We start from the raw sequence: 23,661 nt of genomic DNA, 5'->3' as shown, positions 1-23,661 counted from the left end.
AGCGCATGGAGCGCTTCTTCCGCCAGTTCGACGAAGTGTCCTTCTGCGAATGGCAGGACGCCAAGTGCTTGCGCGGCGTGTTGATCCAGAAAACCACCACGTCGTATCTCGCCTTCGACATCGCTGGCGAAATCGTCGGTGCGGTACTGGGCGGCATGCTCGGCAGTCGCGGCACGATCAATCATCTGGCCGTCAGCCCGCGCTATCGCAGCCAGGGCGTCGGACAACGTCTGGTTGAAGCGGCATCGTCCGACATGAAACGGGTCGGCGTGTTGCGGATGTTCCTGTTCGTCGATGATGCTAACCTCGCGGGCAAGCGTTTTTGGACTGCCCAGGGTTTTTGCGAGCCCCATGGCGAACGGACATTTGAGAGGGATCTATGAATGAAACGTCCGGCAGTGCGCCGTTGATGGCTGCCCAACAGCCATCGCGCACGTTTGCCGAAGCCAGCCCGGTGGTCGCCGGATATTTCACGGTGTCATTCGTGTTCGGGCTGATGGCCGTCAACGCGGGTCTGCCGATGTGGCTGCCGGTGGCGATGTGCTTGTTCGTGTATGCCGGCGCATCGCAATTCGCCGCGTTGGCGCTGATCTCAAGTGGAGCGTCGCTGACCACCATCGTGTTGACCACGTTCCTGATCAACGCGCGACACATGCTGATGTCGGTATACATGGCCAAGGCCCTGCGTACATTGGGGCTGAGCCGTATGGAGCGCTGGGCTTACGCCGGTGGCCTGACCGATGAATCCTTCGCTTTCCACAGTGTGAAACTCGGCACCGGCGCACCGGTCAACGTGCGTTATCTGATCGGCTTCAACCTGTTCTGCCACACCTCATGGGTGCTCGGTGGTTTGCTCGGCGCGGTCTGCGCGCAATATGCCGCGCACCTGATCAAATATCAGCTTGATTACGCCCTCACCGCAATGATGCTCTACGTGCTGGTGTCGCTGTGCAACACCCGCAACAAGCTCATCGCTGCCGCCGCTGCCGTGCTGTGCATGGGCGCGCTGAGTCTGGTCGGTAGCTCGCCGTTCAATGTGTTTATTGCCACGTTTGTGGGCTGCGGAGTGGGTGTATGCCTGACCAAACGTTCCTGATTCTGGTGGTCGCGCTGATGATGGCCGTGACCTTCCTGCCGCGCGCCTTGCCCCTGCAAGTCAATACCGAGCACTGGCCGCCGTTTATCGCGCGGGCGCTGGAATACTTGCCGGTGGCGATCGTCGCTGCGATCAGCCTGACTCCCTTGTTGATCAAGGATCAGCACATACAGCTCGATCGCCCGGAATTCTATGCTGCGATTCCGACGTTGTTATGTGCGTATTTCAGCAAAAACCTCTTTCTCAGTGTGGCGGTTGGGACGGCTGCGTACATTGCGCTCGGCTCGTTCATGTAGTGGCAGATCGACGACATCATTCAACGCCTGGTTCGACAGCTCCGGATTGTTCACCGCCAGGCGCACTTCGAGGAAATCCTCGAAACCAGGGAAAATCGTCAGGCCGTTCTTCTGCGCGGCCTCACGCGAGACCATGCCGACCGCGTCCATCTGCGTGATCAACGACAACGTCAGCGTTTCACTGCACGAATAGACCATGCGCTGACCGTTCTCGTGATTGCCCAGCCCGGCGTCGAGAAAACGCAAAAAGCTGTGGGAATACGGACAATCTTCCGCAGGACGCACCTGAAACTTGTTGCCCAGCAACGTCAGCGGATCATTCTCCTGACCGCAATGCGCACCGACCACCTGCACCTGCACATCCGGCAAGACAATGCTCGGCAAACCCGGACGCTGCGGACCGATCAGCACCGCGAGGTCAAAGTCTTCGTTCTTCAGCTTGCTGAGATTTTCCATCGACTCGGCGTAGCTGAATTCCATCTGATAATCGGGAAACACCTCGATCAGGCGTCCGATCATTCGCCGGTTGAAGTCAGTCGACAACGTGTTGTTCAACGCAACCTTCAACGTGCGCTGGCCCGGCACTTTCAGCGCCTCGACCTTTTCTTCCATCTGTCGCGTGGCAATCAGCACTTTGTCCATATACGGCGTCAACTCAGAGCCTTGCGGCGTCAGCGTCAGCCCTTTGTTGGAACGACGAAACAAGCGGAAACCGAACTGCTCTTCGACCTTGTTCAACTGCGCGGCCAACGCCTGCACAGTCAGGCACGAATGCTCGGCTGCGGCCGACAACGAGCCGGTCTGCACGATGCGCATGAGGTTGCGTAAGGTTCTGCTATCCATGGGTAATGCCCTCTAAAGTGGGCTGGGTATTGTTGGTTACGAGACTGCCGATCCGGCGGCCATATGCTGGGTATATTCCTGTACCTGAGCATAGTTGTCGCGGGTTTAGTAGCGAATCGATGTCCCCGCCGATGGCTGGAGGCTGACACAGGATCGGGGTTTTTGGTGACGTGGGGGTGATGAAGGTCAAAAAAAGTGCGTGGTTTTGGTGCGTGGGGGTGATTTTTCACGGGGAAATGGCTGACAACGTTAGTGGTTTTGGCCTGCGAAATACGTGGATGCGTCCTAGGCGAACTTGCGACCGAGCTGATAGCGGCGACTTGTTAAAGCAGATGAAGTGGCAGCGTCGAGACATCGAGTCTCTGTGGCTACAGTTCTGAGTGAGGTAAGCGAAGTGATTGCATCACAAGAAGCGGCCGATATGGAGTGCCAAGTTGGCAACAGGCTTCACGACGTTATTGAAATCCAAGAGCAGCCGTCCATTGCACGAATTCCTACGGACAAGACTGCCCAAGCCATGTTGGAAGCACGAACTATTCGGCAGCGGTTCGATTCGGTCGACGAAATGCTCAAATCCGGTCATATCCGAATCCCAATCAATGGGTAATGTGGTAACCAGTAATACGCTTACGGAGTTTTTTTATCGATTTATTCGTATATGTACTAGTATCAAAGCAAGACAAATCTGGAGAGGCTCAATGACTACCTCATCCCCAGCCCTCACCCCACGCGAACAACTAGACGCCCCCGAAGCCGGTCGCGTCGCGCTGAAGTTCTTCTTTAACCTCATGGAGCGCTGGGGCTGCAGCGCCGAGCAGCAACGCACACTACTCGGCGGCGTTGGCAACACCACGTTCTATAAATACAAACACCTGCCGAACATACGTCTGCCTAACGACACCCTTGAGCGCATCTCCTACCTGATGGGCATTCACAAGGCGTTGAGCATCATCTTCAGCAACAGCCGCGAGCGTGCTTACACGTGGGTCAGCAGCCCAAACACGGCGCCGCCGTTCAATGGGCGAACGGCGCTGGATTACATGCTCGCCGGACGCGTAGTCGATATCGCCGATGTACGCCGCTACCTCGATGGGGTGCGCGGTTGAAGGCGCTCGATTTGGTTGTTGTGGCCTGGCCGCGAGCCTATCGGATCGTCAACAGCAGCTTCCCGCCGATTGCGCTGTTCGAAGACGTGCTCGATCCCGAAGACCTGGAAGTTGCCTACGCGCTGGAAGCGCTGACCAACGATCGGCTGATCGAACAGGCCGGGATTCTCGCCCGAGTGCGACCCGAAGATCGACTCTCTGGCCCCGGCTCGACTCCGGTGATGGCTGCGTTCACCCACATCGGCAAACGCAGTCGTTTCTGCGACGGCACCTTCGGCGTTTACTACGCTGCGAGCAGTCAGGCTGCTGCCATCGCCGAGACCTGTTATCACCAGGAACGTTTTCTTGCGGCGACCCAAGAAGCGGACCTTGAATTGACCATGCGGACTTACGTTAATCGGGTGATGAAACCGTTACACGACATTCGCCACGATCACCCCGAACTGCATAATCCGAATCCTGAGGCTTACGGGCCGTCTCAGCTATTCGCCCGGCAACTGCGCGAAACCGAGGCGTGGGGACTGCTCTACAACAGCGTTCGCCTGCCGGGCCATGAATGTGTAGCCGCGTTTCGACCTCCAGCGGTATCGATTCCGAAGCAGGGCAAGCATTTGCGCTATGTGTGGAGTGCGAGTCAGCAGAAAATTTCGTTTGTGCTTGAGATCAGTCAGGTCTGAAACGCAAAAAACCTCGCATCAGCGAGGGCCTGACACCGGCGTTTACATCAACGGCTTGTCCGGCGGCGCATCCATCACTTTCACTACATCATCGATCAGCGCTTTGCTCAATTCCTGCAAATACTGCGAGGCATAAGCGTGAAGATCAGGATCGCGCGAGACAGAAGTGTCCGCAGTGAGTAGTCGAGAGATGTGAAGCAAGTGTGAGGCGTGGGAAAGGGCGGCGATTACCGGCACACCACGGTTGGTGCGGAACATCGCTTGATTGGAGTGGAAGGAAAAGTGGGTGAGGCCAAGGGTTTTCAGATCTTGAGAATGGGTCATTTCGCTTCACCTGCCGTTCGAGATGGGCGGTGTGAAGTGACCGATGTTGCTGACGGATCAATGGCTTTCATTTGTTAACTCCCTGTATCAAATGAGAGCTGCCAATTCGTTATCAGACGAATGGGTGGCAGCTATGCGCGGGCTGATAAACCGGAGATACAGGAACCCGGCAGACCCGAAGGTCTCCCACGCACAGCCGCCATTGCACAGTAATGCAGACGCAAAAAATGCGCCAGCAAACGTGAGTTGGGGCGCTGGTGCGCCTGTATCTTACCCGGGTTATCAGGCCCGGTCGCTGAATCGGCAGCGACGGGTTTGACGGTAGCTTGGGGAGTAGCAGGCGCGCAATCGTGGCCAGTAATGGCTTTGCCTGGCTTCTCGTTACAGCAGATTTCTCAGGATTTCGCGCCATGCGTTTTGTCGGTCACGACTTGTCCTTGGCATTTTCCAAGCAACAAAACGAGGACATCAGCGATGGTCGATGAACTGGAGCAATTCCAGCAGGACTTACTGGAGTCTGTACGTCAGATGAAGGCCGGTGAGGCCGCGCGCGTAACGCAGATGCCGCTCTCTGCGGCGGAGGAACAAAGCGTCGAGGCATCAAGCACTCTTGGACTGGGAAACCAGGTTGCCATTGACTCCGCCGGTTCAGTGAGCTGAGAAACACTGCTCATGCAATTACGCTTTTTTATGGGCACACCATAATTATTGCCAGTTCATAATTTGGCATAAAAGCGGAAATTCGGGCATTTTGGGCAAAAGCCGTGCTTTGGGGGAGAAGGGCGTCTGGCGATTAGATCGACGAGTGGGAGGAGGGGCGCTATTTCTACTGAAGCTGAAATGCAGCTAAAAATATAAACACCCAGAAACAACAAAGCCCCTGCATTTCTGCAGGGGCTTCGTTTTGTATGGTGCCGGCACCAGGAGTCGAACCCGGGACCTACTGATTACAAGTCAGTTGCTCTACCAACTGAGCTATACCGGCGTGTGGGCGACGATTATAGCGACTGGATAATTTCTGTAAACCCCTGAATTCAGACTATTTTTGCATGTCTGCAAATCAGGCCCTGCGCAGCACATTTCGCAGCGTTTGCACGGCCTTCACAGTGCGGCTGTTTTGCAGGGCAAACAACTGCGCTTCGGCCTGTTCGGCGCGGTGCAGGGCGTCGGCGAGTTGTTGCGCGGTGTCGAGTTCGCTGGGGCTCAGTGGGTGGGCGAGGGCGTGGCCCTTGCAGAGCTGGAAGTTGTCGAGGTTGCACGGCGGGATGTCGAACGCGGGTTTGAGGTTGTGGTGTTCGTCGGCGAGGAACCAGGTGTTGAGGCCGTCGAACAGGATCGACTGGTAGCCGGCGTCGGTGACCAGGTGTTCCCAGGTATGGTCGCGTTGCCATGGGGTTTCAATGACGATGATCCACGGGCGGAAGCGGCTGAGGTCCATGCCGCGCAGGACGGTTTCTTCGTGGCCTTCGACGTCGATTTTGAGGAAGTGGATCGGGCGGTCGGCGGCGTATTGTTCGCAGATCGAGGTCAGCGTGCGGGCTTTGACGGTGAGGCTGCGCACGTCCATGCCGAGGTCTTTGCGTTGTTGGGCGACGGCGGGGTCGGCGGTGGAGAGGCCGGTGCCGGGAATGCCATAGAAGGTCATTTCGCCGGGCTGGTCGCTGGCGACGCACTGTACGGTCGCGTCGCGTGGTCGCGCTTGGCACAGTGCGTCGTAGTAATTTTGCATCGGTTCGACGTTTACGCCGTGCCAGCCGTGATCGTAGAAGGCTCTGGTAACCGAGTCGTGGCTCGGGTCGTTGGCGCCGACATCGATGTAGAAGCCGTGCTCGAACTGTTTGAGTGCGCGCCACAGGCGGACGTCTTCAAAATTCTGTGCGTAAGAAATGAACGTCACGGTCGCTTCCTGTCGGTCAGATTTTTCTTGTTTGAATGTGCGCTGCCGGCACGCTGTGACCCTGTATAGCAAGGGTGGCAAGCCGCTGCAATTATTCGCTGGGTGCTGCTGATTTTCGGCGGTTATGTCGTTTTGATTGGCGGCTTATGCACAACTGAGTGGCCCGACTTCGCGCTTAGGCCGCTTTTTGTGGACGCGTTCTCATTTTGTTCGCAAATCCCTGTTTTATTGGTTTTTTCTTTATGTGAACAAAAAATGACCAGTGCTTTTTCAGCGCCGAAACAGGCGTGGATATTGGATCCGAGTAAAATCCATCAACAGAGTTATCCACAGGCTGACGGTGGTTTATTCGCGTTCGGCCAACAATAGGAAATTGCGTGGCGTCAGAGCTGATTCGCAAAAAGTGCCGAGACGTACGACGTATCCCTGTTCGGCGAGGAAAAGTGCCCGATCAAGGTTCAGCCAAAGCTCCAATGGTCGTCGGAATAATCCGCGCAGCAGTTCCAGGTTGCGCACTTCGGCCAATCGTTGCCATCCCGCCGCTTCCAGTGCCGCCCAATCCCGTGTGCCGACTGTGGATAACTCTTTGAGGTCGGCCAGATCGCGGCAGTAATCGGCGAACGGTTTATCCAGCCAGGCGCTGGGCAACGAAGGTGAGGGCAAGTACTCATCGACGCCGCGCACTTGTCGTTGCAGCAGGTCGAAGGCGAGGCGACGGGCCATCGATGTGTCACGCTGACGTCGGACGCGTGCACCGGCGGTAACGGTTTCGCTCATCGGCAGCGCCAGGTCTTCCAGCGAGAGCTGTAGGAGCGATAACAGTCCGGCGTGGGACAAGGCCTGATATTCGCTGCCACTTATGCGGTTGTAGCAGCAAGGCGCGACCGCCATTTGCTGGCAACCTGTGGCGCTGGCCAGTTGCATTAACCGCACATGCAGATCGCCACACGCGTGGAGGGCGACGGGCGTGTGGTTCGCGCTCAATACCGCAGAGGTGTTCGTCGCCAGTACGTCCTGCTCCACATGCAAAGCATGCAAGTGATGACGCTGACTCAACGCCTGTCCGCTGGCGACCAACAGAGGATCGTATTCAACGCAAGTCAGTTGCTGCCCCGATCCCAACAAGCGCCGCCCCAAATGCCCCTTGCCCGAACACCAATCCAGCCAATGCGTCGGCTGCGAGGCAAAGGACAAGCGACTGGCAAACGCCTCGATCTGCTGCCACTTGCGCCCCGGTACATCGACATTCAACCGATGCCCCGCAGCTTCCAGCGTCTGCCCCGGCAACTCACCCACCGCGCTCAACTCAGCCGACAACGCCGCCAATGAAGCAAACGGCTCCGGCGCATCAGCAAGGTCAGCAGGTTGGTTGTGAGCGTTTTCCGCGTCTTCCAGCGACCGCCCGCGTAGCCACAAGGCCAGCTCCGGGTAGGACGCTTCCCAGGCAAGCGAAAGATGTGTGAACGGTCGAGGTTTCCACAGTGCCTGATGCTCAATCAAGAAAGCATCCAACGCCGTGAAGCGGGCGAGTAAGTCCTCGCCCGTCAGCACGTAGGAAGTATCAACGCCCTTGACAGGCATCGACGCGCAGCCAGCGCTCCAGCAGCTTGAAGCCGCGGACCAGCACGTAAGCCATCAGCAGATAGAACACACCTGCCGCGAAGAAGATCTCCACCGGCAGATAGGTGCGGGCGATGATCGTACGGGCCATCCCGGTCAGTTCCAGCAACGTCACGGTGCTGGCCAGCGCACTGGCCTTGAGCATCAGGATCACTTCGTTGCTGTAGGCCGGCAGACCGATGCGCGCGGCACGCGGCAGGATGATGTAGAACATCGCTTTCGGCTTGGACATGCCCAACGCACGCGCCGCTTCGATTTCCCCCGGCGGAATCGCCTGGATTGCGCCGCGCAGGATCTCGGCGATGTACGCCGCCGTGTGCAGGGTCATGGTCACCGTCGCGCACCAGAACGGATCGCGCAGGTACGGCCACAATGCGCTTTGACGCACAGCGTCGAATTGCGCGAGGCCGTAGTAAACCAGGAACAACTGAACCAGCAACGGCGTGCCACGGAAAAAGAAGATGTAGGCGTAAGGCAGCGAACGCACGTACCAGAGCTTGGAGGAGCGGGCGATGCCCAGCGGAATCGCCAGCAGCAGACCGGCAATCACGGCGATGGCGACCAGTTCCAGGGTCAGGGTCGCGCCCTGCGCCAGTTTCGGCAGCCACTTGATGATGACTTCCCAGTTCATTAAGCGCTCCTCGCAAAGCCGCGAGCGGCGCGTTTTTCCAGGAAGTGCATGCCGGTCATCGCCAGCACGGTCAGGCCCAGGTACATGATCGCGGCGACCATATAGAAGGTGAACGGTTGTTTCGATACGGTCACGCCGATCTGTGCGTGGCGCATGATTTCTTCCAGGCCAATCACCGAGACCAGCGCGGTGTCTTTCATCAGGATCATGAACAGATTGCCCAAGCCTGGCAGGGCGATACGCCACATCTGCGGCATGATCAACCGGGTGAAGATCCGCCATTTCGACAGGCCCAGGGCCTGGCCGGCCTCACGGTGGCCTTTGGGAATGGCGAGGATCGCGCCGCGAAATACTTCCGTGGCGTAAGCGCCGAAACACAGGCCGAGGGCGATCACACCGGCGGCGAAGGCGTTGAGTTGCAGGTCGGGGTTGCCGAAGTACTCACCGAGGGCGCGCATCAGGTTGACCGTACCGAAGTAGATCAACAGCACCCAGAGCAATTCCGGAACGCCACGTACGAGGGTCGAATAAGTGCCGCCAAGCCATTGCAGCGGCTTGTACGGGGAAGTCTTGGCCAAGGCGCCGAGCAGACCGAGCACCAGTCCCAGGCACAGGGCCGTAAGGGCCAGTTGGACGGTCATCAGCGCGCCGGCAGCGAGCGCCGGGCCGAATCCGTAGAGGTCGATAATCATGGAATTCTGTTCAAATTGCGGCAGGCAAAGTCGGGAGCCGGCGCCGTTGCATCACGGCGCCAGTCCCACAGGTCAGGATCAGTAGATGCTGAACGGGAAGTACTTGTCGTTGATCTTCTTGTAGGTACCGTCAGCGACGATTTCCTTCAGGGCAGCGTTCAACTTCTCGCGCAGTGGGTCGCCTTTACGCACAGCGATGCCGATCTTGTCGCTTTCGACAACCGGGTCGCCTTTGAACTCGTAGTTCTTGCCGGCGTCGCTTTTCAGCCAGTCATAGTTGGCGTACTTGTCGGCGAGGATTGCGTCGACACGACCGGACGTCAGGTCGAGGTAGGCGTTTTCCTGGGTGTCGTAGAGGCTGACCTTGATGTCATCGGCGTAGGTGTCTTCCAGCCAGGTGCCGGCCAGGGTCGCACGCTGGGTACCGATGGTCTTGCCCTTGAGCGAGTCCTTGTCGGTTTTGAAGTCGACGTTTTTCGGGGCGATGAACTGCAGCTTGTTCGAGTAGTACGGGTCGGTGAAGTCGACCGCGCCTTTGCGCTCGTCGGTGATCGACAGCGAGGAGATCAGGAAGTCGAACTTCTTCGCGTTCAGGGCCGGAATGATGCCGTCCCAGTCGGAAGTGACCACGGTGCACTCGACCTTCATCTTCGCGCAGAGGGCGTCGCCGATGTCTTTGTCGAAGCCGACCACGTTGCCGCTGGCGTCTTTGTTGTTGAACGGCGGGTAGGCCGCTTCGATGCCCATCTTCAGGGTTTCAGCCATGGCACCGGCGCTGAACGCGAGGGTGACGGCGGCGGCCAGGAAGACCTTCTTGAAATTCTGCATGCATGTTGCTCCGTTAGCGGTTGCTGGACATGAATTGTTTGCAGCGCGCCGAAAGCGGGTTTTCGAACACCTGCTGAGGCGATCCTTGCTCTTCTATAAGGCCTTGGTGAAGGAACACCACTTCGCTGGAGACCTGACGGGCGAAGCCCATTTCGTGGGTCACGAGCAGCATGGTGCGGCCTTCTTCGGCCAATGCGCGGATGACACTAAGTACTTCCTGAACCATTTCCGGGTCAAGCGCCGAGGTGGGCTCGTCGAACAGGATCACCTTCGGTTGCATCGCCAGCGTGCGGGCGATTGCCGCGCGTTGTTGCTGGCCACCGGACAATTGCGCCGGGTAAGCGTGGCGCTTGTCGGCGATACCGACCTTGGCCAGCAGCGCTTCGGCGACTTCGATCGCTTCAGCCTTGCTCTGGCCGAGCACGCGGCGCGGTGCCTCGATGATGTTGTCGAGGATGCTCATGTGCGGCCACAGATTAAAGTTTTGAAATACAAAACCAATCTCGGAGCGCAGGCGGTTGATCTGTTTGCCGTCGGCGGCAACCAGTTCGCCATTCTTGGCAGCCTTGAGCTTGAGTTCTTCACCGGCCACCAGGATCTGGCCCTGATGCGGGTTTTCCAGCAGGTTGATGCAACGCAGGAACGTGGACTTGCCGGAACCGGAGGAACCGAGGATCGAGATCACATCGCCGTCGCGGGCGGTCAGCGAGATGCCTTTGAGCACCTCAAGCTGTCCGTAGCGTTTGTGCAAGTTGCGGATTTCAAGCGCGGGCGTGGCCTCAGCCATGTGCGTTCCTCATATATGTTGCGCTCCAGCTGTTGGATGGCCGTCCTGGCGAGGCGGCCAAGCTAGCATAGCGTTTCAATGGCAGCCAACAGCGCTACGAGCGGTAAACGGGTGGCATGTGGCAGGTTGTCGCATCGGCGCAGCAGACTGTCGCCCCATCAACAACCGAACGGGTGTTTGATCATGTAAACCCGCGGGTGTCGCGTAAAAAAAGGCGCGATGTTGCCAGCTTTGGCGGGGTGTTGGAAGCGCTATCCGGCCGAACGTACACGATTCGCCCTTTTATTGTGCGCCCCACACTTTTTCAGTGTGTTTCTGGTGCGCGCATTCGTCCTGAAAGTGAGTCGCAGGGTAACGCTCTGGCGAATAGCCATTAATCTCAAGGACTTGCGATGACCGTCCGGTCGCGTGCAAGACCCCAGCCCAGAACGTTTTGAAATATTTTGGCGCAATTATTGCGTGCAGAATAAGGAACGCCCCGTTGGATTCTTTTTACGAGAAGGAAATACCAGACGGGCCGGACGCAATCGCTTTCCTCGCAAAGGTAGTTTCGATGAGCAGTACCCCAAGCTCCAATGGCCTCGAACAGGGGCTCAAACCGCGTCATGTGACCATGTTGTCGATCGCCGGTGTCATCGGCGCCGGTCTGTTCGTTGGCTCCGGCCACGCCATCGCTGCCGCCGGCCCTGCCGTGCTGTTGGCTTATGCCGCCGCCGGTACCCTGGTGGTGTTGGTGATGCGCATGCTCGGCGAAATGGCTGTTGCCTCGCCGGACACCGGTTCGTTCTCGACTTACGCCGACCGTGCCATCGGACACTGGGCTGGCTTCACCATTGGCTGGCTGTACTGGTGGTTCTGGGTATTGGTGATTCCACTGGAAGCCAATGCCGCCGCCACCATCCTGCACGCGTGGTTCCCGGGTGTGGATATCTGGGCCTTTGCCTTGGTCATCACCATGCTGCTGACCATCACCAATCTGTTCAGCGTAAAGAATTACGGCGAATTCGAATTCTGGTTTGCCCTGATCAAAGTGTTGGCGATCATTGGCTTCATCGCCCTCGGTCTGGCCGCGATTTTCGGCTTCCTGCCGAACAGCCAGGTCAGCGGCGTGTCGCACCTGTTCGACAGCGGCGGCTTCCTGCCAAACGGCATGGGCGCGGTGCTGGGTGCAATCCTGACCACCATGTTCTCCTTCATGGGTACCGAAATCGTCACCATTGCGGCTGCGGAATCGAAGAACCCGGGCAAGCAAATCTCCAAGGCCACCAACTCGGTGATCTGGCGGATCGGTTTGTTCTACCTCGTCTCGATCTTCATCGTTGTCGCCTTGGTGCCATGGAACGATCCTACGCTGGCCAACCTCGGTTCCTACCAGACCGTGCTTGAGCGCATGGGCATCCCGAACGCGAAAATGATTGTCGACATCGTGGTTCTTGTCGCGGTGACCAGCTGCCTGAACTCGGCGCTGTACACCTCGTCGCGCATGCTCTTTTCCCTCGGCAAGCGTGGCGATGCTCCGGCCATGTCGACCCGCACCAACAAAAGCGGCACGCCTTACTGGGCGGTCATGCTGTCGACTGGCGCGGCGTTCCTGTGCACCTTCGCCAACTACGTGGCACCGGCTGCGGTGTTCGAATTCCTCCTGGCGAGCTCCGGCGCCATCGCCCTGCTGGTGTACCTGGTGATCGCCTTCTCGCAACTGCGCATGCGTAAACAGCGTATGGCCCGTGGTGAGAAGATCGTCTTCAGCATGTGGCTGTTCCCGGGCCTGACCTACGCGGTGATCATTTTCATCATCGCGGCCCTGACCATCATGCTGTTCCAGGAAGCGCATCGCGTTGAGATCCTCGCGACTGGCCTGCTGAGTCTGATGGTGGTGGCGACCGGTCTGCTGGTGGCACGCCGACGTCGTCAGGAAAAGCTCAGTGTTGCCTTGGCACGGTAATTCAATCCGCTTTTCTGGACGTGAGGCCAGGCGACCGCGATCAGAGATGATCGCGGTCGTTTTCATTGGGCATTCCTCAAATCGATCCAGGCATGCTTTGATGGACACAGTGATGGCGAGATAGTAGCCTTCTCCGGAAATGTGTATCCCGGTGTTACGGGTGCATTGGAGTTTCAGGACACGGATTGTTCGTCACGCCCCCGCCTTGCAGCCAAAGCCGTCGACCCTTTCCAGCCTGCTCCTCATCGTGCGCGTCAGCCTCGGTGCATTTTCTGTTGCCGACTTTTCAAGAGCGGCACGCAGTAGAAGCTGAGTCGAATTGGCCCGGCCATTCAGCGACCCCCATCAGGGCATCAAGGAGAGACATGCATGGCGTTTACATCGGTTGTATTCAAAAACCCTAATACCGGTGCGATGAAAGAAGCGCCGATCGGCTTTTCGTGGACTGTGTTTTTCTTCAGTTTCCTGCCGCCGCTGTTCCGTGGTGACATCAAATGGGCCGCGATCATGTTTGTCCTGGCCTGCATGACCTTCGGCTTCAGCAATATCGTATTCATGTTCATCTACAACAAACTGTACGTACGTGACTTGATCGGCGCCGGTTACAAGGCTCAATCCATTGCCAGTGGCGACCTGAATTACGTCAGCTCGAAAATCGGTATGGAGATCCCGCGGCTGGAAGCAGCGGCAATCTGATAGCGAAAATCCGGCTTAAAAAAACGGGCGCAATCATCACTGATTGCGCCCGTTTTTTTTGCGCCCGGAATTAACGCCAGGCGTTATTCGGCTTTCGCTTCGCTGTCGTCTACCGATTTACTGTAAGTATCCAGCGCTATCCCGAAATCGGTGATGAACTGTGGCTCGCTCAGCCAGGCCTGGGCCTCTTCGATCGTTACGCCTTCGGCCCACATGCGGTAGTCGATCAACATGTCGGCGGCCAGGTGGGTGGCGGCCATGCCTTCGTTTTCAGCGTTTTCCATATCGAGCAGGTCAGGATGATCGACGATGATGAATGCCAGTTCCCGCAGTAGCGTCAGCAGCATTTCGTTGCGGCTGATGGCTTCGGCGTCGCGCATTTTGCTGAACATCGCCAAGGTGTATTCCGGGATCGGCTCGGCGAGGTGATCGAGGTCTTCGTCCTGCTCCAGCGGCTTGCGGCCGACCATACGGATTTGCTTGGCTTTGGCCTTGGCGCGCTTGGCGCGTTTCTGTTGCTTGTTCAGGGATGCCATGGGAACTCAGTTCTTCTGTTGGGTTTGCGCGGCGATCGCGTCGGACGCCGCCACATAGTCGGCCTGGAAGGCCGGGGATTCGATCCACGCCAGCGCGCCGGCCTCGTCGGTTTCCTGTGACCACTGACGATACTCGATCAGCGCGGCGAGGATGAAGTCCATCGCGCCCTCTTCGCCTTCCTGTTCATAGACCAGTTCCAGCAGTGGATCTTCGAGGAACGCAGTGCACAGGGCCTGCTGGCTGATCTTCTCGGCGTCGATCATCTTTTTGAAAAGCTCGGTGAGGTCCACCGACTCGAAGTCGATACGATCATCGTTCGGGTCCGGCTCAACCGGGGCTTCGGCGCGTTTGGTGCGGTTCTGCTTGGCCTTGGCTTTGGCCCGGGTGGCGCGTTTTTGCTGCTTGTTGGCGGAGGCCATGATGTGTTCCGTCGTGCGTTGAGAGAGGCTCAGCTGCGCGGGACTTGCCGCCCGGGTGTGTCGGGGGCCAGTGTGCCGGTTTGCAGCCAGGTCAGAGCGATGGGCCATAGTGTGGCTTGGTATGCGCTGCGAAAAAAGGCGAAATGTCCGACTTGTTGTTCGCCGATGTCCTGTGGGGTGATGCGCAGGTGGGTTTTTCGCGCGATGCTGAAGTAGCCGAGCAGGCGTTCGATGGCGGCAATCGTGCCGTACGGATCATCACTGATGCTGATGGCCAGGGTCTGCGCGCTGACGTTGGCGAAGGGCAGGGCGCCGGCTCCTTTCAGCAATGCGCGACCGCTGGGGCGCCGTTCGTAACGCGCGGCAGGGGTGCTCCAGTCGCGCACGACGCCGATTGGCGTGTCCTCCAGCCAGCCGAAACGTTTGCCGGGAAAATAACCACAGAGCAGCGTCATCAATGGCATCAGCAGATGCCATTTGCCGAACATCCGCCAGCGATGTTCGGGGGCGTAATCGCGCCAGTAGGCGAATTGTGCGCCGACAGTGACCAGCCGTCGGATATCTCGCCCGGACTCTGCCAACCCCGCCGCACAACCACCGAAACTGTGACCGACCACATCAATCGGCTGGCCGGGAAACGCCCGTTGCGCGCGTTTGAGCATCGCTTCGAAATCCAGGGCGCCCCAGTCTGTCCACGAAGCGTCCAGCCCTCTGATTGAGCCGTGTCGTGATTCGCCAATGCCGCGATAGTCATAGGTGATCACGTCAAAGCCATTGGCGAACAGATATGCTGCGAATCGCGAGTAGTGACGGCAGCGCACAGATGTCGCCGCGTTGATGATGACCACCGGACGCTGGGTATCGTGCAGCGAATGGCACCAGGTGAAACCACCCAAGGCAAAACCGTCGGCGGCGGCTTCCTTGAACGGTTTTCCTTGCGCGGCCGTCAGAGTTGCTGATCTTGACGGCATATCCTGCATAGCGGGCGTGTCCTGACAACTCATTGCACTCGACCTTGACGGTTAAGCTGCCAACGATAGCCGCAGTGCCGCCCCGCAACAAACCGCAGAATTCATTCAGTGGATTCAGTCAGCAGGCGTTCCTCGATCAAGGCCTGTTCGCGATTGAGCTCTGCGCGTAATTCTTCCTCACTTGGCAAGATCGTTTTGTAGCTGCTGGCGAACAGTTGTTCGTTGCCCTTGAGCATCGAGTAGCGCGCCACCGACTCACTGCTCTCCGCGCAAAGAATGATCCCGACGGTCGGCTGATCGCCCTCGCTGCGCTTGAGTTCGTCGTACATGCGCACATACATGTCCATCTGCCCGACATCGCGGGCGCTGAGCTTGCCGCGTTTAAGGTCAATGATCACAAAGCATTTGAGCAGGTAGTTGTAGAACACCAGATCGATGTACAGATCGACGCCGTCGGTACTGATGCGTTGTTGCCGAGCGACGAAGGAAAAGCCTTTGCCCAGTTCAAGGAGAAAACCCTGCAGGTGGTCGATGAGGGCTTGTTCCAGACCACTTTCCCTGACCTTGCCCGCTGACGGCAGGCCGAGAAACTCGAGCATGACCGGGTCGCGAATGAACTCGCGCGGGCTGCATTTCAGCGCTTCGATATTGGTGGTGGCTTCTTCGATCACATCGGCTTTGTCTCGACTCATGAGCAGCCGCTCGTAGTAGAGCGTCAGGATCTGTCGATCGAGGGCGCGGCTTGACCAGTTCAGGTTGGCGCATTCATCCATATACCAATGGCGTGCTTTTTCGCTTTCGACCCGCAGTAGCCGGCGATAGTGGGTCCAGCTCAATTCAGGACGCAGTGCGTCTCGAATTGGAAATTTTTGATAAAACAGGCGCATCTTCCACAAATTGGTTTCATCAAAGCCTTTCCCGAACTGCCCAGTCAGATCCTTCGCCAGCAGGCCAATCAGCTGTTTGCCATAGCCAGCACGCTGGGCACCATTCTGCTCAAATTCGACGATATGCCTGCCGATCTGCCAGCAGGTCTGCACTTGAATCGTATCAACCGCTCGCAGCACTTTTTGCCGCGCCTGACGAATCAATTCGCCTAGCTCCCCCAGCAATGAATCAATTTTCGGGTCTTGCGTATCAGCAGGTTTCAGCTGGTTCATCGGGACTTCCGCGTCATTGGGAACAGACGTAAAAGCATGCCAACCGTCGCCGTTTGCGTATGTCGGGACAGACGGCAAAGTTCGCAGGAAGCAGCGATGGGTGTTGCAGGACGTTGCCGATGAAAGACGCAATTGACGGTATTGGTCTGTAGTCCATTTCGTACACCCGCCAACTTCCAATCAATCTAAAACCCCACCCGATATGCAAAATCTAACAGGCGTAACGGTTGGGCTCTGCCAGAGCCCGGGATGTTGGCAGCGGTGCGGCGCGCAATCTGGTGTTTCATTGGGATGGCGAGCAATAGCGATATTGCAGTCACAGCGGTTCTGGACAGGGTCTTGCTGCCAGTCGATTACGCCAACACTCTCTGAATGCGGCCTTTGCTTATCGCTTTGTGCGCTTGCCTTTGGAGGTGGCCAATGGCTCCTGCACCTTGCAATAAATCCAAAGCCCGAACAGCCCCATCAGCACCATGAACACGGTGCCGATGCTTTGCTTGAGGAACTCTGCCTTGAACTGTCGAGGTTGCAGGGCCAGGGTGTAGGTGCTGCGAGGGCCGCGATTATTGGTGGTGATGGAGCCGGTGATCCAGCTGTCGACCAGCATCCAGATCGATGCGCCGATGGCGAAGGCCATCAGTACGACAACGAGCAGGGTCAGCCAGTAAGTCACGCGGCTTGGCCGATACGGCGGCGGATGGGGCAGTGGCACGCGGGTTCGTTTCTGGTTCATTGCAGGATTAGCCCTCTTCCGCTAGGGAAGCACAGGTTCCTCGCGCGAGTCAGCCAGTTTCAACCGTACATTCGATGGTCCTGTGGCGAGGTGCGCGCATTCGGCAATCACTCGCAGTATCTGCATCACCGCCGGTGACAGGGTCGTACCCAAGCAGATGCGCAGGCCGGTGGATGGCTGCCCATCGGCGAAAAAGATCCCACTGCCGGCCACATGACAACCGCGCTCACCGGCCAGGCGTTCGAGTGCCGACATGTCCGTATGTGCGGGCAGCTTGATCCAGTGGATGAACCCTCCGCGCGGCGGCACGTAGACGGTTGCACAGGGGAAGTCGTTGCGTACCAGCGTTTCGACATGGTTCGTCAGCGACGACAATTGCGACCTCAGCCGTGCGCAATGCTCCTCCATGTAGCCGCGGCCTATGAATTCGTTCAGGACATTTTGCGCGAGGCTCGAAACTGCCAGATTGCGCGAGAACATTTGCGCAAGAATCGCCTCGCGGTATTTCCCGGCGACGCACCAGCCGACGCGGTAACCCGGCGCGACCGTTTTCGAAAATGATGAGCAGTAAATCGTCTGCCCGCTGCTGTCGTAGCTTTTGATCGCACGCGGACGTTCTCCTTCAGGCACCAGATCAAAGAAAATATCGTCTTCGATGATCGGCACATCCGCTTCGCGGGCAATCTGCGAAAGCCGTGCCCGGGTCTCATCGGGCATGATGAAGCCGCGGGGATTCTGCAGGGTGGGATTGAGAAAAATCACTGAGACTTTTTTCTGCTTCAGGGCTTCTTCGAGGTGATCGACGTCGATGCCCAGTGTGCCGTGGGTGCGAATCGGCAGGGCACGCATGCCCAGCCGTTCGATGGTCTGCAGGATGCCGTAGTAGGTCGGTGTTTCGATGGCCACTGTCGAGCCTTTCGTCGCGACGGCTTCGAGTGCCAGTTCAAGCGCGACGGTGTCGCCCGAGGTCACGAGGATATCGTCTGGCCCGCAAACGACACCGCGCGTCAGCATCAGCCCGGCAATGCGCCGACGTAAGGCTGGAAGGCCGGGCGGTGCCACCAGACCGGTCAGAGAGTTGTCGGCCTTGCCGGCCATCACCGAAAGGCATTTGTTCAATAGCACGTGCGGCGTCAGATCGCTGTGCAGCACCGCAGAACTCAATGACGCCGTGGTGCGCGAGGCTGCTTGGGAGAGCATCGCGACCACGGCATGGTTGACGTTGACAGTGACGCTGGAGAGGTCGAAACCGCTGGCCGGTTTGGCCCGACCGGCCGCGGAAACGAAATAGCCGACGCGCGCGATGGTGGAAACGTAGGCATCGGCTTCCAGGTCAGCCAACGCGCGCTGGACGGTGGTGATGCTGGTTTCGAACATTCGGGCCAGAGACCGGATCGACGGCAGCTTGGATTCGGCTGCCCATTCACCACTTTCGATCTGACGAATAATCCAGTCCTTGACGATTCGCCAGCGCTTGTCCGGTAGATCAAACCTGTCCATAAGTTCTCTTGGTCATTCCTGGAAACAATTCAGAGAAAATAGAGTAAAACCATCCCCGTTGCAGCAACAATGACGATGTTCAGCGCAACCAGGCCAAAAGCGAATCGAATCAGTCCGTTTTCTTCATGTCGGTTGGCACCTGCCAGCCCGGTGATCAGCGACAGAATCGATAAAGACCCAAGCGCACCATGCCCGGCCGCACTGTTGACCATCGCGGCCAGCCATGGGCCGTGCTCACTGGTCAATGCCGCAATCGACGGCATGACGAGGGTGTTGCCGCCCACGTTGGAGCCGGTGACATAACCGGCAATACCCGCCAGCAGTGCGATCGTCGGCGCCAGGGAAATTCCCGACAACGATTGCAGTGTGCGCTGTGCTTCGACCAGAAATCCGGCGTTGACCATCACCTGCGACAGCAGCAGAAACAGGAAAATCGTCGTGACCGGAAACTTTGCCCGGTTAAACAGTGCGCGCCATGGGAAGCCCGTCGCCGTGGCTTGCCTGACGGCCATCAGCAGAGTGACGATCAGCAGCGCCAGGCCAGGGGACGCCAAAGGCTTCCACGAAACATGCTCGCCTTTGACGATCCACAGTGCATCCCATCCCGACAGTACAAACAGCCCGCGCGAGGCGACAATAACGCCCAGCAAGGCCAGATACGGCCATGCCGCGCTCGGCCAGCGCACCAGCTTTTTGCGCTGCGCGAAGGAAATGCCCAGGCCGATGCAGGCAACGGCGAGGCCGGCCAGCACGCCGGAAACTTCCGGCCCGATCCACAGGTTGATGGAAAACAGCACGGCGATGAACAGCGCGGTGACCACCATCAGCCCGAGCCACGGTGCCACGGTGCGGATACCGGCTTGCCACAGAGCGATGGCGGCCAGGCAGAGGAACACCGGGGCGCTGATCAGAGCCGAATGGCTACCAAGTGTTTCCGCAGGCAAGTGCGCCAGCAACGCACCGATCACCGTCGCCAGGCCCAACGTGCCCCACGGCATGATGACCATCCCGGCGAGGGCGATTTTCATCCCCGACTGACGGGTGAACAGGCCCATCAACAGCGGCACTGTCGCAATCAGCGAGACGCCAAAACCGGTCATCGCTTCAAGCAGCGGCGCGAGGCCGAGGACGATGAAGATGACTTGTGCCGGCGGAGTCCAGCCGAGTTCCTTGACCCAGGCGCCGATGGCCTGAGGTGCACCGCCGCGTTCGACCAATATGACGAACGCCAGTCCCGGCACGATTACGCACGCGGTGCTGAGAAACAGGATCGTGGTGTCCTGGAAAATAGCCGTGGTGATTGCTGCCGACACCGGTCCGGCAGCCCCCAGTGCCCATAACAGGAACACCAGCGCCACGCCCGCCAGTGCGGCTTGTACCGGTGGCCGGCGGACGATGAGTATCAGCGCGATCACCAGACCGATCGGCGACAATTGCAACAAGAGCGAAGTCATACACAGTTTCCCTTAACTTAATCGTGAGTCTGCCCGCTGTACTCGGTCGCCCGCATGGACGCACGCTCACAAAAAGTCTGATACCACTCGGTCAGGCGCTGCTGCGCGGAAAAATCCGACAACTCGCGAAAGGCGATCCAGTCGAGTGCCGTCGCCAAGGCAATGTGGCCGATGGTGATCGGGCCATTGAGGTCGACGTGCTCTTCGATGAAGCGGTAGGCCTCTTTGAGTTTGTAGGCCTGGCCCTCGGCGTAGGCCGGATAGCGCAAGGCTTGCGGACGACGCTCGACTTCCCAGCGCAGCTTGATGCCGACGTCGCACATGCCCTGCGCCAATGCCTGCAGACGCAACGCCTTGTAGCGCTCGGGGCCGCTTGGCGGGATGAATTTCGAACCTCGGCTCAGGTCGTCGAGGTATTCACAAATCACGATGGAGTCGAAGAGTGCCGTCTCGTCGGGGAGGATCAGCACCGGGACCTTGCCCAAGGGATTGGCGTTGTAGATGACTGCGTTTGGCGAGGTCGGGCTGGTCTCGTGGTGAATTACCTCAAGGTCCGCAGCGATCCCGAGTTCATGAGCGAGCACCAGCACCTTGCGGGCGTAAGGCGAATGCGTCTGGTAGAAAAGTTTCATGCTGGGGTACCTGCCTCAAGGATTGCGGTGGCCGCGCGATGCGCGTCCATGAACAGACGCGAAGGCGCGCCGGCCGAGGTGACGTAGTGGTTGTAGTAGCAGGAGCCTTCGGCAAGCGGGCCGAGTACCCAGATGTTGCGTACCGGCTCACCCAGGCTCGACCTGGGATGGCAGGCAGCGTCGACATCAATGCCGTCGATGCCGGGTTCGTCGGTGCGCGGGCGGATGAAACCGAGGCGGGCCAGATCGCGTACCGGCGCGCAATCGCTGTTGCTCACCCCGCTGCCCTGGACATAGCCGGCGACCCGGCGGTAATGCGCAGTCGCAGGTTGCGTGCCTGGCTTGAGAAACGTCAGCAGACCGGCGTCACACAGTGCGAGCAGGTCGGCGTGACGCTCTTTCTGCGGGCCGGCGACGAGGCGGTTGATCGCCTTGTGCCAACGGCCATAGAACTGGCGGTGCGAGGCGTCGGTCAGCCCGTCAAAATCAACGGCTTGACGCAGCCGGTCACGCAGGTCGCGCCAGACTTCAATGGCTGCCTTGATTGCCGATTCACCGCGCCCAAGCCGCGCCTCGTGCAAGTCGGCTTCGAGCGCGTGATAGATCCACGAGTGGTAGTTGTGCGGGGTCACGCTGTCGGGCAGCGCATGCCAGATCAGTGCTTGCGGATTGATCGACCCGACACTCTCTTCGTATTCACGCAGCCGCGCTTCGCAAGCGGCTATGCCCGCGCTTCCAGGGACGCTGACCTCCCTGAGGCGGTCGAGTACCTGGTGATGCTGTTCGGGTATTGCTTTGGCGTGCAGGACGGCGACAGCGGCGGCACGCATCTCCAGCAGCATGATCGGCAAAATGTCTTGCTCGAAATCCAGCTGGCGGTTCTTTGCATGCGCACGCAGGTCTTCGATGCGCGCACTCGTCAGCAGTACCGCCTGATGCCGGGCAAAATCGATCAGGCCGTTGGGTCGGGTGCGAAACGGCAGACCGTCGCGTGATTGAATGTAGATCACCGGCTCCTGGCCAGAAGGGTGATACACGTGACTGGCGTCTGCCATCGGCTTGTACTTGCCGCCCCTGCCGGCGGTCAGTGCCGCCAGTGTATCCATTGCGCCAAGCCCGAGGCCTTCGATCAGCACGGTTTCGCCGGGCTTGATGCTGGCGAGGCTGTGTGGCAACGGATAGACGTCTTCGATGCGCTCAGGATCGGCCGGACGTACACGGCCTGTATGGCCGACTGTCAGGATCAGTCGATCGACGGTCGCCGACGTACCTGAGGTCGTGCGCAACACGTATTGATGGCCCTCAAGGGCCTCCACCGCCGTAACGGCCTGATGGTGCAGGTGCACACTGACCCAGTGCGGCGCCGTCGCGAAAATTTGCTCGAAGGCGTCCGCCAGATAAGCGCCGAGCAAATGCCTCGGCAGGAAATCCTGCGGCTCGACGTCTCGTCCCTCTTGGGCCAGCAGGCCACTCTCGGGATCGACCTTGATGCGCTGCTGCAGGCACCAGGCGAGGAAGTCCGGACCTGGCCGTTCTCGTGCATCCTGAAGATTTCCCAGCGCTGGCACATCGGGAAACACGCCCAGTTGTCCGGCAACGGTATTGAGCAGCAGGTAATCGGGTTGATCCGGCCAGTGCGCACCGCTGCCGAGTACATTGGGATCAAAAATGTCGATGATCAGCGGCTGATCCGGGCGCTCTTCGGCGAGGCTCAGCAGGCGTTCGAAAATCGACAGCCCGCGCGATCCACAGCCGACCAGGCCGATATGCAGAGGAGCCTTCACCATCTGCGCTCCTCCCCGAAAAAGGATGGAATCGCGACAGCCGAGCCTTCTTTGACCGCGATGTCATGAATCATCCGGCCAATCGCCAGATCGAGAATGCCCATGCCGAACGGCGAATAGATCAACGGTTTGTCGCGAGCGACATGCAGGTCGCCGCGAATCAGCTGCGCAACGGTGCCGGTGACGAAATCACGGTGACCGTATTTCTGTTCAGCCAGGTGTGGCGAGGTATTGGCTTTCAGACAGTGGGTGATGTCATCGAAATAGTTGTAACTTTCCTCGATGATTTCCGCGCCGATATCCCGTAGCGAGATGTTCAGCACAATCTGGCCCGCGCGGAATGTGCCTTTGCCGTTGACGTAGGGTTCGCCGGCGCTGGTGGCGAAAACCACAACGTCAGCGCTCAGTGCCTCTTCCAGCGAAACCTGCTGTACATCCGGCAAACCGAGTTGTTCGCCGAATGTCGCCAGCGCCTGGGCTGATTCGGCGTTGAGATCGTGAATTTCCACGCGGTCGAACGACCAGTCATCGCTGAAGAACGTCTCGAGGATATTGCGTGCAATCACGCCGCCGCCAATGATCGAAAGCCGCGGCGCGCGCTTGTTCCGGCCGTTCAGCCACCAGGCTCCGAGCACTGCAGACGCGGCGGTTCTGACGGCGCTGATCAGCGCACCTTCGAGCAGCGCGTACGGATATCCGGTGTCTGGATCATTGAGGATCAGCACCGCAGACGCGCGCGGGATACCTGACTTGATATTGTCCGGATAACTGGCGATCCACTTGATTCCGGAGACTGATTGATCGCCCTCGCCGTCGATGATCGCAGCCGGCAAGGCAATGATCCGGTTCGCCGGCTGCGCCGCAAAGCGCAGGAAATAACTGTCGGGGTTAACGGTTTCGCCACGTTCGTGGGTCAGGTACGTCTGGGCAACGATCTCGATGGCTTCCTGACGAAGCTCGTCGAGAATGCTTTTGATGGCTGCGCCTGGAATGACGTGGAATGGTCGAAGCGATGATTGTGTGGTCATGAGGG

General features: G+C 58.6%; 25 protein-coding genes, 1 tRNA gene and 1 pseudogene. 8 read left to right on the top strand and 19 right to left on the bottom strand.

Annotated features, from left to right (window positions below; genetic code table 11):
• Positions 1-5 precede the first annotated feature (5 nt).
• Genes AK821_RS06635 through AK821_RS29355 form a run of 3 tightly spaced genes read left to right on the top strand, consistent with a single transcriptional unit; the run spans position 6 to position 1,392 of the window.
• Positions 6-383, top strand: a complete 378-nt coding sequence (locus AK821_RS06635; protein WP_064388952.1) for a GNAT family N-acetyltransferase — start codon at positions 6-8, stop codon at positions 381-383.
• Positions 380-1,096, top strand: coding sequence for an AzlC family ABC transporter permease (locus AK821_RS06630; protein WP_064388951.1), 717 nt, complete (start codon positions 380-382; stop codon positions 1,094-1,096). Before AK821_RS06635 ends, AK821_RS06630 begins: the two co-directional genes overlap by 4 nt.
• Positions 1,075-1,392 carry an AzlD domain-containing protein gene (locus tag AK821_RS29355; protein WP_007909127.1) on the top strand — a complete coding sequence of 106 codons (318 nt, stop codon included), beginning with the start codon at positions 1,075-1,077 and terminating at the stop codon, positions 1,390-1,392. Before AK821_RS06630 ends, AK821_RS29355 begins: the two co-directional genes overlap by 22 nt.
• Here the strand turns inward: AK821_RS29355 and AK821_RS06625 are convergent.
• On the bottom strand, positions 1,309-2,235 hold the full coding sequence (locus tag AK821_RS06625; protein ID WP_064388950.1) for a LysR family transcriptional regulator: 927 nt from the start codon (positions 2,233-2,235) through the stop codon (positions 1,309-1,311). The two genes, AK821_RS29355 and AK821_RS06625, sit on opposite strands and share 84 nt — an antisense overlap.
• A 698-nt stretch (positions 2,236-2,933) precedes the next feature.
• On the opposite strand from AK821_RS06625, the gene AK821_RS06610 reads away from it, so the two are divergent.
• Together AK821_RS06610 and AK821_RS06605 are read left to right on the top strand one after the other, a co-directional pair.
• Positions 2,934-3,341 (top strand): MbcA/ParS/Xre antitoxin family protein, encoded by a 408-nt coding sequence (locus AK821_RS06610; RefSeq protein ID WP_064388947.1) that lies wholly within the window; start codon positions 2,934-2,936, stop codon positions 3,339-3,341.
• Positions 3,342-3,352: 11 nt separating this feature from the next.
• Positions 3,353-4,018, top strand: a complete 666-nt coding sequence (locus tag AK821_RS06605; RefSeq protein ID WP_082355418.1) for an RES family NAD+ phosphorylase — start codon at positions 3,353-3,355, stop codon at positions 4,016-4,018.
• Positions 4,019-4,060: 42 nt separating this feature from the next.
• Here the strand turns inward: AK821_RS06605 and AK821_RS06600 are convergent, their stop codons facing one another.
• Positions 4,061-4,342, bottom strand: coding sequence for a DUF3077 domain-containing protein (locus AK821_RS06600; protein WP_064388945.1), 282 nt, complete (start codon positions 4,340-4,342; stop codon positions 4,061-4,063).
• Between the two features lie 474 nt (positions 4,343-4,816).
• Between AK821_RS06600 and AK821_RS31345 the strand changes: the two are divergent.
• Positions 4,817-4,927 (top strand): annotated as a pseudogene (locus tag AK821_RS31345) (helix-turn-helix domain-containing protein); the annotation flags it as partial.
• Between the two features lie 324 nt (positions 4,928-5,251).
• Here the strand turns inward: AK821_RS31345 and AK821_RS06590 are convergent.
• The 7 genes from AK821_RS06590 to AK821_RS06560 form a co-directional block, all read right to left on the bottom strand.
• Positions 5,252-5,327 (bottom strand) — tRNA-Thr (locus tag AK821_RS06590).
• Positions 5,328-5,402: 75 nt separating this feature from the next.
• Positions 5,403-6,239 carry an FkbM family methyltransferase gene (locus AK821_RS06585; RefSeq protein ID WP_064388943.1) on the bottom strand — a complete coding sequence of 279 codons (837 nt, stop codon included), beginning with the start codon at positions 6,237-6,239 and terminating at the stop codon, positions 5,403-5,405.
• A 345-nt stretch (positions 6,240-6,584) separates the two neighbouring features.
• Positions 6,585-7,820, bottom strand: a complete 1,236-nt coding sequence (locus AK821_RS06580) for a methyltransferase (protein WP_064388942.1) — start codon at positions 7,818-7,820, stop codon at positions 6,585-6,587.
• Positions 7,801-8,490 carry an ABC transporter permease gene (locus tag AK821_RS06575; protein WP_064388941.1) on the bottom strand — a complete coding sequence of 230 codons (690 nt, stop codon included), beginning with the start codon at positions 8,488-8,490 and terminating at the stop codon, positions 7,801-7,803. The genes AK821_RS06580 and AK821_RS06575 overlap by 20 nt, the downstream gene beginning before the upstream one ends.
• Positions 8,490-9,182: an ABC transporter permease gene (locus AK821_RS06570; protein WP_034153034.1), complete on the bottom strand. Its 693-nt coding sequence runs from the start codon at positions 9,180-9,182 to the stop codon at positions 8,490-8,492. The genes AK821_RS06575 and AK821_RS06570 overlap by 1 nt, the downstream gene beginning before the upstream one ends.
• Positions 9,183-9,260: 78 nt before the next feature.
• On the bottom strand, positions 9,261-10,010 hold the full coding sequence (locus tag AK821_RS06565) for an ABC transporter substrate-binding protein (RefSeq protein ID WP_008080539.1): 750 nt from the start codon (positions 10,008-10,010) through the stop codon (positions 9,261-9,263).
• A 13-nt stretch (positions 10,011-10,023) separates the two neighbouring features.
• The gene (locus AK821_RS06560; RefSeq protein WP_007909167.1) at positions 10,024-10,797 is read right to left on the bottom strand and encodes an ABC transporter ATP-binding protein; all 774 of its coding nucleotides are present in this window, start codon (positions 10,795-10,797) and stop codon (positions 10,024-10,026) included.
• Between the two features lie 553 nt (positions 10,798-11,350).
• On the opposite strand from AK821_RS06560, the gene gabP reads away from it, so the two are divergent.
• Together gabP and AK821_RS06550 are read left to right on the top strand one after the other, a co-directional pair.
• Positions 11,351-12,742, top strand: a complete 1,392-nt coding sequence (gabP, locus tag AK821_RS06555; RefSeq protein WP_064388940.1) for a GABA permease — start codon at positions 11,351-11,353, stop codon at positions 12,740-12,742.
• Between the two features lie 369 nt (positions 12,743-13,111).
• A complete protein-coding gene (locus AK821_RS06550) occupies positions 13,112-13,438 on the top strand; it encodes a hypothetical protein (RefSeq protein WP_064388939.1) in 327 nt (108 codons plus the stop codon).
• A gap of 83 nt (positions 13,439-13,521) precedes the next feature.
• Here AK821_RS06550 and AK821_RS06545 read toward each other — a convergent pair whose 3' ends face one another.
• The 10 genes from AK821_RS06545 to sbnB all read right to left on the bottom strand — a co-directional run bounded on the left by AK821_RS06545 (position 13,522) and on the right by sbnB (position 23,656).
• Positions 13,522-13,974: a hypothetical protein gene (locus AK821_RS06545; protein ID WP_064388938.1), complete on the bottom strand. Its 453-nt coding sequence runs from the start codon at positions 13,972-13,974 to the stop codon at positions 13,522-13,524.
• 6 nt (positions 13,975-13,980) lie between these two features.
• Complete coding sequence (locus tag AK821_RS06540; RefSeq protein WP_064388937.1) at positions 13,981-14,394, bottom strand: hypothetical protein; 414 nt, start codon at positions 14,392-14,394, stop codon at positions 13,981-13,983.
• A 29-nt stretch (positions 14,395-14,423) separates the two neighbouring features.
• A complete protein-coding gene (locus tag AK821_RS06535; protein WP_064388936.1) occupies positions 14,424-15,398 on the bottom strand; it encodes an alpha/beta hydrolase family protein in 975 nt (324 codons plus the stop codon).
• 68 nt (positions 15,399-15,466) lie between these two features.
• A complete protein-coding gene (locus AK821_RS06530) occupies positions 15,467-16,525 on the bottom strand; it encodes a PDDEXK nuclease domain-containing protein (RefSeq protein WP_064388935.1) in 1,059 nt (352 codons plus the stop codon).
• 385 nt (positions 16,526-16,910) lie between these two features.
• A complete protein-coding gene (locus AK821_RS06525; RefSeq protein WP_064388934.1) occupies positions 16,911-17,258 on the bottom strand; it encodes a hypothetical protein in 348 nt (115 codons plus the stop codon).
• Positions 17,259-17,279: 21 nt separating this feature from the next.
• Entirely contained in the window at positions 17,280-18,758 is a 1,479-nt protein-coding gene (locus AK821_RS06520; RefSeq protein ID WP_064388933.1) for an aminotransferase-like domain-containing protein, read from the bottom strand.
• A gap of 29 nt (positions 18,759-18,787) precedes the next feature.
• Positions 18,788-20,212 (bottom strand): L-lactate permease, encoded by a 1,425-nt coding sequence (locus AK821_RS06515; RefSeq protein ID WP_064388932.1) that lies wholly within the window; start codon positions 20,210-20,212, stop codon positions 18,788-18,790.
• A gap of 17 nt (positions 20,213-20,229) precedes the next feature.
• Positions 20,230-20,844, bottom strand: a complete 615-nt coding sequence (locus AK821_RS06510; RefSeq protein WP_064388931.1) for a glutathione S-transferase family protein — start codon at positions 20,842-20,844, stop codon at positions 20,230-20,232.
• Entirely contained in the window at positions 20,841-22,631 is a 1,791-nt protein-coding gene (locus AK821_RS06505) for an FAD/NAD(P)-binding protein (protein WP_064388930.1), read from the bottom strand. The genes AK821_RS06510 and AK821_RS06505 overlap by 4 nt, the downstream gene beginning before the upstream one ends.
• Complete coding sequence (sbnB, locus tag AK821_RS31340; RefSeq protein WP_064388929.1) at positions 22,625-23,656, bottom strand: 2,3-diaminopropionate biosynthesis protein SbnB; 1,032 nt, start codon at positions 23,654-23,656, stop codon at positions 22,625-22,627. The genes AK821_RS06505 and sbnB overlap by 7 nt, the downstream gene beginning before the upstream one ends.
• Positions 23,657-23,661 lie beyond the last annotated feature (5 nt).

Origin of the sequence: Pseudomonas sp. RIT-PI-r, assembly GCF_001297015.1 — a bacterium.
GTDB lineage: Bacteria > Pseudomonadota > Gammaproteobacteria > Pseudomonadales > Pseudomonadaceae > Aquipseudomonas.
This window is presented reverse-complemented; position numbering and strand designations above follow the sequence as displayed.

Excerpts from the sequence above, each read along its gene's own strand:
- AK821_RS06635 (WP_064388952.1), top strand. The coding sequence starts at position 6 with ATGGAGCGCTTCTTCCGCCAGTTCGACGAAGTGTCCTTCTGCGAATGG.
- AK821_RS06630 (WP_064388951.1), top strand. The coding sequence starts at position 380 with ATGAATGAAACGTCCGGCAGTGCGCCGTTGATGGCTGCCCAACAGCCA.
- AK821_RS29355 (WP_007909127.1), top strand. The coding sequence starts at position 1,075 with ATGCCTGACCAAACGTTCCTGATTCTGGTGGTCGCGCTGATGATGGCC.
- AK821_RS06625 (WP_064388950.1), bottom strand. The coding sequence starts at position 2,235 with ATGGATAGCAGAACCTTACGCAACCTCATGCGCATCGTGCAGACCGGC.
- AK821_RS06610 (WP_064388947.1), top strand. The coding sequence starts at position 2,934 with ATGACTACCTCATCCCCAGCCCTCACCCCACGCGAACAACTAGACGCC.
- AK821_RS06600 (WP_064388945.1), bottom strand. The coding sequence starts at position 4,342 with ATGACCCATTCTCAAGATCTGAAAACCCTTGGCCTCACCCACTTTTCC.
- AK821_RS06580 (WP_064388942.1), bottom strand. The coding sequence starts at position 7,820 with ATGCCTGTCAAGGGCGTTGATACTTCCTACGTGCTGACGGGCGAGGAC.
- AK821_RS06575 (WP_064388941.1), bottom strand. The coding sequence starts at position 8,490 with ATGAACTGGGAAGTCATCATCAAGTGGCTGCCGAAACTGGCGCAGGGC.
- AK821_RS06570 (WP_034153034.1), bottom strand. The coding sequence starts at position 9,182 with ATGATTATCGACCTCTACGGATTCGGCCCGGCGCTCGCTGCCGGCGCG.
- AK821_RS06565 (WP_008080539.1), bottom strand. The coding sequence starts at position 10,010 with ATGCAGAATTTCAAGAAGGTCTTCCTGGCCGCCGCCGTCACCCTCGCG.
- AK821_RS06560 (WP_007909167.1), bottom strand. The coding sequence starts at position 10,797 with ATGGCTGAGGCCACGCCCGCGCTTGAAATCCGCAACTTGCACAAACGC.
- gabP (WP_064388940.1), top strand. The coding sequence starts at position 11,351 with ATGAGCAGTACCCCAAGCTCCAATGGCCTCGAACAGGGGCTCAAACCG.
- AK821_RS06550 (WP_064388939.1), top strand. The coding sequence starts at position 13,112 with ATGGCGTTTACATCGGTTGTATTCAAAAACCCTAATACCGGTGCGATG.
- AK821_RS06545 (WP_064388938.1), bottom strand. The coding sequence starts at position 13,974 with ATGGCATCCCTGAACAAGCAACAGAAACGCGCCAAGCGCGCCAAGGCC.
- AK821_RS06540 (WP_064388937.1), bottom strand. The coding sequence starts at position 14,394 with ATGGCCTCCGCCAACAAGCAGCAAAAACGCGCCACCCGGGCCAAAGCC.
- AK821_RS06535 (WP_064388936.1), bottom strand. The coding sequence starts at position 15,398 with ATGAGTTGTCAGGACACGCCCGCTATGCAGGATATGCCGTCAAGATCA.
- AK821_RS06530 (WP_064388935.1), bottom strand. The coding sequence starts at position 16,525 with ATGAACCAGCTGAAACCTGCTGATACGCAAGACCCGAAAATTGATTCA.
- AK821_RS06525 (WP_064388934.1), bottom strand. The coding sequence starts at position 17,258 with ATGAACCAGAAACGAACCCGCGTGCCACTGCCCCATCCGCCGCCGTAT.
- AK821_RS06520 (WP_064388933.1), bottom strand. The coding sequence starts at position 18,758 with ATGGACAGGTTTGATCTACCGGACAAGCGCTGGCGAATCGTCAAGGAC.
- AK821_RS06515 (WP_064388932.1), bottom strand. The coding sequence starts at position 20,212 with ATGACTTCGCTCTTGTTGCAATTGTCGCCGATCGGTCTGGTGATCGCG.
- AK821_RS06510 (WP_064388931.1), bottom strand. The coding sequence starts at position 20,844 with ATGAAACTTTTCTACCAGACGCATTCGCCTTACGCCCGCAAGGTGCTG.
- AK821_RS06505 (WP_064388930.1), bottom strand. The coding sequence starts at position 22,631 with ATGGTGAAGGCTCCTCTGCATATCGGCCTGGTCGGCTGTGGATCGCGC.
- sbnB (WP_064388929.1), bottom strand. The coding sequence starts at position 23,656 with ATGACCACACAATCATCGCTTCGACCATTCCACGTCATTCCAGGCGCA.